Origin of the sequence: Pontimonas sp. (genome assembly GCF_031581085.1) — a bacterium.
Lineage (GTDB): Bacteria > Actinomycetota > Actinomycetes > Actinomycetales > Microbacteriaceae > Pontimonas.
Window position 1 is genome coordinate 1 of the sequence record NZ_JAVLBO010000031.1, and the last position, 10,617, is coordinate 10,617.

Sequence of the window (10,617 nt, forward strand, 5' to 3'; positions counted from 1 at the left end):
GCGACATTTGTCTGGACACCAGGCGAGATGACGCGGTGTTGTGTGTGGTGGAAGAGGCAAAAGATGTCTGGGCGATTGAGCGCACCCGGGAATACCGGGGTCGCTATCACGTCTTGGGTGGTGCACTAAGCCCCATTGATGGGATCGGCCCCGACCAATTGCGTATTCGCGAATTGATGGCGCGGGTCGGAAAAGGTGTGATCAGCGAAGTGGTGATCGCCACCGATCCGAACTTGGAGGGCGAGGCGACGGCCAGTTACCTCCAGCGGATGTTGGAACAGCCAGGCCTCACGGTCTCCCGGCTCGCGAGCGGACTGCCGGTTGGTGGCGACCTGGAATACGCCGACGAGGTCACGCTCGGCCGGGCGTTTTTGGGCCGCCGGCAGGTGTGAGGCCCCCCTCGATCATTCGAGTGGGCAGTGGGCCAATTAGACTAGAAGCGTTATTTCCCCTGCCCCGCGCACAGCACAGCTCCGGAGAGTTCACGAGTGAGCCTGGTCGTCCAAAAATATGGTGGTTCGTCGGTTGCCGACGCCACCAGTATTAAGCGCGTCGCCGCGCGCATTGCGCGGGCGAAAGAAGCAGGCCACGACGTGGTCGTGGCCGTCTCCGCGATGGGCGACACCACCGACGAATTGATCGATTTGGCGCTGCAGGTGGCAGAAAAGCCCCACTCGCGGGAGATGGACATGCTGCTCACCACCGGTGAGCGAATCGCCATGGCCCTGTTGGCGATGGCGATCAGGGATCGTGGTTTGGATGCCCGCTCGTTTACCGGAAGCCAAGCGGGCATGATGACTAACGCCGATCACGGCCGGGCCCGGATTGTCGATGTCACCCCTACCCGGGTGCGACAGGCTCTGGATCAGGGCGCGATTGCGATTGTGGCGGGCTTCCAGGGCTTCAACACTGACTCGAAAGACATCACCACGCTGGGTCGTGGGGGATCGGACACCACTGCTGTGGCATTAGCTGCCGTGTTGGGTGCCGAAGTGTGTGAAATTTACACCGACGTGGACGGGGTGTTTAGTGCCGATCCGCGCATTGCACCAAAAGCGAAGAAGCTCGATTACGTCTCCTATGAAGAAATGTTGGAACTGGCGGCGTCGGGGGCGAAAGTCCTCTACATCCGCGCGGTGGAGTTTGCGAGAAGACACGGGGTGCGACTCCATGTGCGCTCATCGTTTGGCGACGATGAGGGAACATGGATTGGGACCGCTCGGGAGGGAAGTTCGATGGAAGAACCAATCATCACTGGCGTGGCCAGTGATTTAAGCGAAGCGAAAATCACGGTCGCGGGTGTGCCAGACGTGCCCGGTAAGGCGGCGGATATTTTCACCATCGTCGCCGATGTGGGCGCAAACATCGACATGATTGTGCAGAACATCTCGGTCCAACAAAGCGGCTACACCGACATTTCCTTCACCCTGCCCAAAGCAGACGGAGAGCGTGCGATGCACGCCCTCCGGGAAAAGCAGTCCGAAGCGGGTTTCGATTCCCTCATTTACGACGACGGAATTGGAAAACTCTCCGTTGTGGGCGCGGGAATGCGCACTAACGCGGGTGTCTCGGCGCAGCTCTTTCGGGCACTAAGTGATGCGGGGATCAACATGGAAATGATTTCCACCAGTGAGATTCGAATCTCCGTGGTGACCCGCGCAGAAATCTTGCCGGAAGCGGTCCGCGTCGTACACGAAGCTTTTGGTTTAGACGCCGACGATGATGCCACCGTTCACGCCGGGACGGGGCGCTAATGGTCGCACTCGGTGTGGTCGGCGCGACCGGCCAGGTCGGCCAGGTCGTCCGGACTCTACTGGCCGAGAGAGACTTCCCGATCAGCTCCCTCCGGCTATTTGCCTCTGCGCGCTCTGCCGGTGCGAGCCTCACGGTGGCAGGGCACACCGTGGTCGTCGAAGACCTCGAAGGGGCAGACCCTACGGGTCTTGACCTCGCGATCTTTAGTGCCGGGGCGACCACCTCGAGGGCTCACGCTCCGCGTTTTGCGAAAGCCGGTGTCACCGTGGTGGATAACTCCAGTGCCTGGCGAAAAGACCCCCAGGTGCCACTGGTGGTCTCTGAAGTAAACCCCCACCATCTAGAGGACATCCCCCTGGGTATTGTGGCCAACCCCAACTGCACCACGATGGCCGCCATGCCGGTGCTGAAGGTCCTCCACGATGAGGCCGGGCTTCGCCGGCTCATCGTGTCGACCTACCAGGCCGTCTCCGGTGCGGGGCTCTCTGGGGTGCAGGAGCTTGCCGGGATGGCACAGCAGGCTGTATCGGGAGACTTAGAAGGCCTCACCTATTCGGGTGATGCGGTGGACTGGAGTGATCCACAGGTCTTTAGCGAACCCATCGCGTTTAACGTCTTGCCGTATGCCGGCGGTCTCGTTGATGACGGGTTGGATGAGACCGACGAGGAGCAAAAGCTCCGGTTTGAGTCGAGAAAAATCCTCGATATCCCGGAGCTTTTGGTCAGCGGCACCTGTGTGCGGGTGCCGGTCTTTACCGGCCACTCGTTACAAATAAACGCCGAGTTTGATCGGCCACTCTCCCCGGAGCGCGCTACCGAAGTTCTCTCCCACGCCCCCGGTGTGCAGTTGGAGGCGGTGCCGACACCGCTTAAAGCCGCGGGGGTGGACCCCAGCTTGGTGGGTCGTATTCGATCCGATGAGGGAGTGCCAGACGGCCGCGGCTTGGCGTTATTTGTCAGCGGTGACAACCTCAGAAAGGGTGCGGCCTTGAACGCCGTGCAGATCGCGGAAATTCTCGCGGCCAGGCAGTAGAGCCTAAGGGTTTTTGCGCCGACGAATTGCTCGAATGAGCAGGGTGGTGGCAATGAGTAGACCAAAACCACCAAAGATGATGTTGGCGTAAGCCTCCGGAATAACGAAGGCTCCCAGCGATCCGAGCGGTGTGGCAATAAACGCGGCCAGTGCCACCCATAAGCCATCGCGCAGCGTGGCCACCCGGTGTTTCAGGTGGGAAAAACTGCCCGAGAGTGCGGCTGGAGCCATCGCGATCAGGGACACCGCTTTTGCTTCCAAATCCCCCACACCGAAAAAGATCATCAGCGCGGGAATGGCGATAATGCCCCCACCAATCCCAAAAAGCCCTGCGGCAATGCCCATCACCAGGCCGATCGCGGCCAAGCCGGCCGCGGTCGTCACGTCGAGCTCGAGGCTCACGCCGCGGTTGGGAACAGTGAAGACCACCACGGTCGCAATCGAGGCGACAAAGACTAAAAACGTCCACTCCAACCAGCCCAAGCTCATTTTCCGAAGCAGCCACGCTCCGCCTTGGGCTCCGGCGAGGGCGCCCAAGGCGACCACCACCGCGGGAAGGATGGGGAACACCCCGCCTACCGCGTAGCTCGCGGTCCCCACGAGCGCGGCGGGTGCGATGGCCAGCAGCGACGTCGCTTGGGCTCGGCGCTGGTCCATTTTGGCCCACACCAGAAGCAGCGGGACCATCACAATTCCGCCACCGACACCAAAAAATCCGGCGAGGAGGCCGCCGATGATGCCCACACTCAACAGGGCGATAACGGGCGGAGTGTTGAGGTGGTCGGTCACAACCACAGCGTAGTGGCCGACCAGGTAGTGCCTCCTAGAATGGGGGCGTGGAGAACAAAGCAGATGTGGTGTTGGTGGGTGCCGGCATCATGTCGACCACCCTGGCGACACTGATCAACCAGTTGGAGCCTTCCTGGCGCATCGTCATTGTCGAAAAAATGCCCGATGTGGCAATGGAATCCAGCCACGGCTGGAATAACGCCGGGACCGGCCACGCGGCCCTGTGTGAGTTGAACTACACCCCGCAACAGCCAGACGGTTCGGTCACCATCGATAAAGCCATCGCGATTAACGAACAGTTCCAACTCTCCAGACAGTTTTGGTCCTGGTTGGTCGAATCGGGTCGCATCCCCGACCCATCGGTGTTTATTCGACAAAGCCCGCACATGTCCGTGGTGTTCGGTGAAGAAAACATTCAGTTTTTGAAAACCCGGTTCGACGCACTCAAAGACCACCCCCTCTTTGCGGGAATGGAATACAGCGAAGACCCCTACGAAATTGCGCAGTGGGCTCCGCTCCTGATCGATGGTCGGCTAAAGGGCGAGCCCGTGGCCGCCACCCGGGTGGTGGGCGGATCAGACGTCGATTTTGGGGTCCTCTCCGACCGGCTCGCCAGTGACCTGGCAGCCAGTGGCACAGAATTCATGTTCAACACGCGAGTGACCGACGTGAAGAAGACCTCCGCGGGGGGCTGGGAGCTCACCCTCCGCGACGAATTGGGCCACACCCCGCGTTTTATCGAGGCTGATTTTGTCTTCGTCGGTGCGGGTGGGGCGGCTCTGCCGCTGCTGCAGCGCTCGGGTATCCGAGAAATCCGCGGCTACGGCGGCTTTCCCGTCAGTGGCGAATGGTTGAAGTGTGACAACCCGGAAGTGGTGGAGCAACACGAGGCCAAGGTCTACGGGCTCGCCGAAGTGGGGGCACCGCCGATGTCCGTGCCACACCTGGATGTGCGCATTGTCGAGGGCCAGAAGAGCCTGCTCTTTGGCCCCTACGCCGGCTTTACCCCAAAGTTTTTGAAAAACGGTTCGTGGTTTGACCTCTTTGGTTCGCTCCGCTGGCACAACATCGTCCCCATGTTGGCGGTGGCACTGGGCAATTTCGGGCTCCTGAAGTACCTCATCGGAGAGGTCTTTGCCTCCACGCAGAAACGCCTGGAGGCGCTGTATCGGTTTTATCCCGAGGCGAACCCCGAAGATTGGGCTCCCGAGGTGGCCGGACAGCGGGTGCAGATCATCAAACCGGATAAGAAAAAGGGTGGTGTGCTGCAGTTTGGCACCGAGGTCGTCTCCAGCGCCGACGGGTCGATCGCGGGACTCCTTGGAGCATCACCGGGTGCGTCGACGGCGACAGCGATCATGCTCGACGTGTTGACCACCTGTTTTCCAGACCGCATCGACGCCTGGACGCCACAGATCAAAAGCATGATCCCGGCCTTTGGTGAAGACTCGTCAGCGGGTGAACAAAGCCCCCTCGTGGCCGACACCACTCGCACCGCCACAGTCCTTCACCTCTAGCGGGAGCGATACCTCCCGGGATGTTGACCGCCTGGCCCCTCGGGGTGAGAGCTGCCTTCGTGGTGAGAGCTGCCCCGCAGGCTTAGTGCCTGGTGGCGTGATCGCTCGGGTTTACCACCACGACATCGGGTGTGGCGAGGCCGTGTTCACTAAAGCCCGTATCGAGTGCTTGGGAGATGCGACTGAGGGCATCCTGTGGGACCAGGGCCACAACGGATCCGGAGGTGCGGTGGCCGAGAAGCCGTGCGGCACTGGCGCCGTGATCGAGGGCAATACTGACGGCGAGGTCGACATCGAGGGTGTGGGAGCCAAAAGCGTCGGCCAATGACTGGTGCGAGGCGGCGAAGATGTGACCGATTGCTTCCGGGCCCTCCTCTCGAAGTGTGCGAACCACTTCTAAGACGCGGGCATTTTCTCTCACGGCGTGGGTGGCCAATGCGAGCTCGCCAGCATCAAGGCCCTTCTTACCGGTGAGCGTTGTCATGTCGGCCACCTGGGCTTCTCGAAGCGAGGGCACATCGAGCGCGTCCGCGATGTGCTCGAGGGCTTGGAGGCGCTCGGCGAGCGGTGGTAGCGCACGGGGTTCCGCGTGGGTGTGCACGAGCACCACGGTGTGGTCGTGGGCTTCTAGGCCGAGTGCCACATTTTCAAAGTCTTTGCTGCGGCCATCGACGAGTACTCCCTGGTCGGCAGTGCCGGCGAGGGAGGCAAGGATTGGGCCTAAGCCGACATCTTCACCCGCGGCAAGAGATTCGGAGAGGTTGCAGATTCGCGCGAGTTGGCCGAGGTCGGCATCGACCTGCCAGGCATCTCGCAGGGCGAGGGCGACCGCGACGGTGAGTGCGACAGACGAGCCCATCCGCAACCCGACCGGCACATCGGAGTCGATGTAGAGGTCGACACCGGGCATGGCCTGCAGATCGGCGCCAAACTGACCCATGGCCCACGCGGTGCCAAGCGGATACTGCGGCCACCCCTCCAGGGCTTCTGAATCCAGGTCGTCTAGGGAGATTTCGGCAATTTCGTCTTGGTCGACACTGGCTACCCGAATGGTGCGGTCTTCTCGAACACCGAGGGCCACCACGGTGCGCACGTCGAGCGCGCAGCACAGGGTGTGGCCGTCGGCGTATTCGGTGTGATCGCCAATGAGGCGCATCACACCGGGTGCCGACCACAGGCCGTGCGGGTCTTTTCCGTAAATTGTTCGAAACCCCGCTCGGGTGTCATCTCGGATATCGCCCAGGGTGTCCACATCCTCTTTCGTGCGTTAGCAACTGCCCTATTCTGGCCCATCTTTATGGCAGCCGTGTGACATCGACCATTCAAGCGAATTTGTCAGACCGACCGGGCAGAATAATGTCGTGCCCCTTCCCTTAAAAGACCGCTTCACCACACCGAGTCGACGGCCGCGTTGGCGGTGGTGGGTGGGCACTCTGGTGATTCTCGCTTTCTGGTTCATTGGCGGCAGTGTTCTCAGTGTGGTGATTCTGCCGTGGACCGGTGTGGACCTCGAGGGTTTCTTCGTTGAGGGCGACATGTTCACCTCGTTTCCCTCGTGGGGATTTTTACTCTTCGCCCTCGTGAGTTTTATCCCCCTGTTGGTGGGTGTTTTAGTCGCCTACCGCTTCATCCTGGGGGTCAAGCTCCGCCGACTCTTCGCCTCGGGTGTGCCGTTTAAAATGTGGCGGGTTGGTTGGGGCGCCCTGACCTGGGTTCTGGTCATGGCGGGCCCCGCGATTGTGGCCGTCGTGCTCTCGCCGGAGCAGTTCCAGACCAGCTTTGACTGGCAGTCTTTCTTGCCCTACGCCGTAATCGCTTTGCTGCTACTTCCCGTGCAGACCACCGCGGAAGAAGTGTTCTTCCGCGGTTGGCTCATCCAGGGCCTTAGCCAGCGCTACAGCAGTATTTGGTTGCTCTCTGTGGCAAGCGGGTTGCTTTTCGCTCTACCCCATCTCGCGAATCCGGAAGCGGTGGGGGCGCTGTTACCCGCGATGTTTGGATACGGCATGGTGGGCTTCGCCCTGGCCTGGGTGACCATCCGCGATCGGTCGCTAGAGATCGCAATCGGGGCTCACGCGGCCAACAATCTTTTTGCGGCACTCGTGGTCGGCTACGAAGGCGGAGCGCTTCCCGCGGAGGCGCCGTTGGTCTCCAGCGGCGACGTGGACTGGTCAATCGACAACCTCTTGTCCATTGTCCTCATTCCGTTGTTTATCGTGATCAGCCGCTTGGGCCATCACAAGCGCCAGGGCCCCAAGAAGGTCACGGTGGCGGCCCGGTCTTAGGTACTGGAAAAATACCCCCGGGGGTATTAGGCTGATGGTGTGAATAACAACACAGCACCCAGTCGAATTCAAACCCTCTCACCCGCATGGGGTGCCATGGCGATGACCGTGAGCGGTCTGGCGATGGTGTCACTGCTTGGACCCCTCCCCGGATCGGACATCGACGCCGGGGCAGGCCTCGTGTTTCTCGCACTGTCCTGGGTCATCGTGATCACCCTCACTGCGCTCTACCTGACCAAGATGATCCGGTACCGCGAGAATTTCCTGGCCGACTTGTTTAACCCCGGCCAAGGAGCACAAACCGCCGCCTGGCCCGCCTCCCTTCTCATTTCCGCACTAGCGACCTCACAAGCCGGCTTCGCCGGCTACATCCCCGGCACCATCGCACTATTTGTGGGAATAACCGTCGGGGGCTTGGGGCTCTTAGGCACGGCACTGAGTGGTTTTGCGTTTTTTAGTCACGTCATCGGTAGGCCCGATATTCCCGCACAGACCATCACCGCGGGATGGTTTGTCCCCGTGGTCCCCCTGGTCTTGGTGCCGAGTATTACCCTGCGGCTGACCTCGATAGCAGGGGGTGAACCCGCCAGCTGGGCGGTCTGGTTGGCCGTCTCCGCGTGGGGAATCGGATTCGGATTGTTTCTGTTATTGGCGGCGATTATCGGTGGGCGGCTGTTGATGCTGGAGCCACCCGCCGCCCACGCCCTGCCCAGTTGGTGGGCGTGGTTGGCACCGCTTGGCGCGGGAGGCCTCGGGATTGTCACCAGCACCAGAATGCTGGGTGATGAGGTCCTCATCACCGTCGCCTACTGGTTAGCAGCCGCCATTTGGGGCTTTGCGGCGTGGTGGGCGGTCTTCGCCCTCATCGTCATCTGGGGAAAACGACACGAGGCGCGCTTTCATCTTGGCTACTGGGGATTTGGCTTCCCCACGGCCGCCTTCGCCTCATTGAGCCTCGAGGTGGGACGACACCACGAGTTTGCGGGACTCGGCGTCGTGGCCATCGTGTTCTGGGTTGCCCTCTTGGCCATCGTCACTGTGCTCGCTTTGAAAACGATTGGCCAGTGGCGCGCGGGGACACTTTTCCCCGCCGCAGCACCAGCCCCGGCCCCGGCAGAACCCGCTCCCACAACACGGTGATCCCTCCAGCTCTATACAGACGAGAGTGTGAACACCAGGGTGGTCAGTCCTGGTCTGACAGCCTGGCGGGCCCGGTGTTAGGTGGTCACTCGCTGTTTGCGTTGGCGCCGTCGCTCCACTCGGGCACGAATGTTCCCCGCGAGGCCTAGTCCGCGAATCCAGCCACCCGGTTTCGTCCGTCGTCCGTGAACGAGTCGCTCCTGGCGGGGTGCTAATCGAATCTTTTCGGCTTCAGCCCGCACCCGGGAGGATAGTTGGGCATAGAGCGAGTAGCGGTGCAGGATGCGCTGTCTCGCCTCCCGCAGCGCGTCCACACGATCGGACCAGTTGTCTGACTGGAGGGTGTGTCGAACGACCTCGATGGCTCGATCTGGATCGTCGATCGGGAGCCAGATGTAGCTGTCTTCGGGGAAGTAGTCGGAAATATTGGTGGCACCGAAATAAAGCGGAACGGTGTAGCTCAAGAAACAATCCGCTATTTTTTCCGTCCAGTAGTCGTCTTTGGCGGTGTTCTCAATGGCGATCGAGTAGCGGTAGGGGGCAATCCCGTCCCACTTATCCTCCAGCGTGCGCGCGCGGCCGTGACCAAAGATGTCGATGTCTGGAAACTGGGCCTCTAGGCGGGAAATGAATTGGTGGCGTGCCACGTGCCCCGGAATGTCAACCTTCGTACTGGCAATCGCCGAGAGATTCCCGGTCTTTGGAGGTGGCTCCATTTGGTCTAACTCGTCGAATGTTTTACCCACCCACCAGTCCAATACTGGGGGCGCGGTGTGGGCCTCTGGGGCGCCCGGCAGGTCCAGGTGGGTGTAAACGCGGTCAAAGCCCTTCTCGATGGCCTTTCGCACGATGGGCTCGTTGTTCCACTTCCAGATATATCCCTGCTTCGCCGAGATCTTCCGGTCGTAGCGTAAATAGTTTTGAACAAAGACCACATCCGCGGGGCTCTCACCGGCCACATCGAATACGACATCGTCGTGTTCCAGGGAACCACCAGGCATCCTCTTCTTCAGTGCCTCTTCATCGAAGGGCCCGCGCTGGGAGAGCAGTCGAATGCGAATCGGTGCACCCTGTGAGGAGTTATTCGCATTAGACACGGCTTAAGCCTAGGACGCCGACCCCACTCGGGGTGTTCACGGCGGCGCCAGACGGGCCTCCACTACTGCGAGGTCTGACTCACACGAACACTTGGTGCGCAGTGCCAGTCAGCATTCACGCAGGTGCGACGGCCACAGTGTGGGGATGACTTTTCGCTTTGGCGGCAGGGCCATCGCTCCGGTGGCCCTGGTTGTGCTGTTGGCTGGCTGCACCACACAGATGACGCCCTCGCCCGAAGAGTCCCGGGCCGAGGACGGGCCCTCCGCTCCCTCCCAGCCCACACCTCCAGGTGACTCGGGTGGCGAGGACGGTGATGTCGCGGAGGGCGATGCGGAGGGAGATGTTGACGAGGGGCCCGTGCTCACCGAGTGTGATGCTGGTGAGCGCGGTGGGATGGAGGGCACGATCGTTGCCCAGACCTCAGCCTTTGCCGACGGCGATTTCGAACGGGCGTATTCCTATGCCTCGCCGTCTTTTCAATCGGCGGTGACCCTGGATGCTTTCACCCAGCTGATCGCCAGCAGCTACGGTCCGCTTATTGACCAAGCCGAACTGCGCTTTGGTGACTGCCTGTCTGATTCGAATCGTGGTCTGGGCACAATGGATGCGCGTTTTGACCAAGACGGTATCGACGTCTTCGCCATTCGCTACGTCCTGCAAGAAACCGATGAGGGCTGGCGAGTCGATGGCGCCAGTAATTTGGAACTGATCGGCCAGGGCACCTAGGCCTGGCCAGGGCACTTAGCGCTTCGCGCGACCCATCGCCTCCTCGAGAACATCGAGGTATTGAGCGGCAATACTCTCCGGGGCCCACAGCGTTTGTGCGCGTGTGCGCGCCTGCTCGCCCATGGTGGTCTGACGCTCACGATCGGAGACGATGAAAAACATCGCCTCGGCGAGAGCGTCGGTATCGAACGGTTCGGCCAGTTTTCCGGTCACTCCATCCTCAACAATGTCGGGTAGGCCACCGATTCGAAACGCCGCAACCGGAGTCGCACAG

The 10,617-nt window shown here is 61.1% G+C and carries 11 protein-coding genes; 7 read left to right on the forward strand and 4 right to left on the reverse strand.

Annotation, left to right across the window (positions count from 1 at the left end; genetic code table 11):
* The 3 genes from recR to RI518_RS07160 all read left to right on the forward strand — a co-directional run.
* The coding region (gene recR, locus RI518_RS07150) for a recombination mediator RecR (RefSeq protein ID WP_310689711.1) at positions 1–392 on the forward strand (392 nt) is incomplete at its 5' end.
* A gap of 96 nt (positions 393–488) precedes the next feature.
* Positions 489–1,754: an aspartate kinase gene (locus tag RI518_RS07155; protein WP_310672325.1), complete on the forward strand. Its 1,266-nt coding sequence runs from the start codon at positions 489–491 to the stop codon at positions 1,752–1,754.
* Complete coding sequence (locus tag RI518_RS07160; protein WP_310689712.1) at positions 1,754–2,788, forward strand: aspartate-semialdehyde dehydrogenase; 1,035 nt, start codon at positions 1,754–1,756, stop codon at positions 2,786–2,788. Before RI518_RS07155 ends, RI518_RS07160 begins: the two co-directional genes overlap by 1 nt.
* 3 nt (positions 2,789–2,791) lie before the next feature.
* Here the strand turns inward: RI518_RS07160 and RI518_RS07165 are convergent, their stop codons facing one another.
* Positions 2,792–3,577 carry a sulfite exporter TauE/SafE family protein gene (locus RI518_RS07165; RefSeq protein WP_310672323.1) on the reverse strand — a complete coding sequence of 262 codons (786 nt, stop codon included), beginning with the start codon at positions 3,575–3,577 and terminating at the stop codon, positions 2,792–2,794.
* Positions 3,578–3,624: 47 nt separating this feature from the next.
* Here RI518_RS07165 and mqo point away from each other — a divergent pair, with 47 nt between their 5' ends.
* The gene (mqo, locus tag RI518_RS07170) at positions 3,625–5,094 is read left to right on the forward strand and encodes a malate dehydrogenase (quinone) (protein ID WP_310689713.1); all 1,470 of its coding nucleotides are present in this window, start codon (positions 3,625–3,627) and stop codon (positions 5,092–5,094) included.
* A gap of 82 nt (positions 5,095–5,176) precedes the next feature.
* Here mqo and RI518_RS07175 read toward each other — a convergent pair whose 3' ends face one another.
* A complete protein-coding gene (locus tag RI518_RS07175) occupies positions 5,177–6,346 on the reverse strand; it encodes a galactokinase family protein (RefSeq protein ID WP_310689714.1) in 1,170 nt (389 codons plus the stop codon).
* Between the two features lie 109 nt (positions 6,347–6,455).
* Here RI518_RS07175 and RI518_RS07180 point away from each other — a divergent pair, with 109 nt between their 5' ends.
* Both RI518_RS07180 and RI518_RS07185 read left to right on the forward strand, forming a co-directional pair.
* Positions 6,456–7,379 (forward strand): CPBP family intramembrane glutamic endopeptidase, encoded by a 924-nt coding sequence (locus RI518_RS07180; RefSeq protein ID WP_310672320.1) that lies wholly within the window; start codon positions 6,456–6,458, stop codon positions 7,377–7,379.
* A gap of 39 nt (positions 7,380–7,418) precedes the next feature.
* Entirely contained in the window at positions 7,419–8,519 is a 1,101-nt protein-coding gene (locus RI518_RS07185) for a hypothetical protein (protein WP_310689715.1), read from the forward strand.
* 77 nt (positions 8,520–8,596) lie between these two features.
* On the opposite strand, the gene RI518_RS07190 is transcribed toward RI518_RS07185, so the two are convergent.
* Positions 8,597–9,616 (reverse strand): glycosyltransferase family 10 domain-containing protein, encoded by a 1,020-nt coding sequence (locus tag RI518_RS07190; protein WP_310689716.1) that lies wholly within the window; start codon positions 9,614–9,616, stop codon positions 8,597–8,599.
* A 145-nt stretch (positions 9,617–9,761) separates the two neighbouring features.
* Here RI518_RS07190 and RI518_RS07195 point away from each other — a divergent pair, with 145 nt between their 5' ends.
* Positions 9,762–10,343: a DUF4864 domain-containing protein gene (locus RI518_RS07195; RefSeq protein WP_310689717.1), complete on the forward strand. Its 582-nt coding sequence runs from the start codon at positions 9,762–9,764 to the stop codon at positions 10,341–10,343.
* Between the two features lie 15 nt (positions 10,344–10,358).
* Here RI518_RS07195 and RI518_RS07200 read toward each other — a convergent pair.
* A partial coding sequence (locus RI518_RS07200; protein WP_310689718.1) for a glycosyltransferase occupies positions 10,359–10,617 on the reverse strand: 259 nt, incomplete at its 5' end.

Bases quoted from the DNA above. Each gene is read 5' to 3' on its own strand.
- RI518_RS07160 (WP_310689712.1), top strand. From the start codon at position 1,754: ATGGTCGCACTCGGTGTGGTCGGCGCGACCGGCCAGGTCGGCCAGGTC.
- RI518_RS07195 (WP_310689717.1), top strand. From the start codon at position 9,762: ATGACTTTTCGCTTTGGCGGCAGGGCCATCGCTCCGGTGGCCCTGGTT.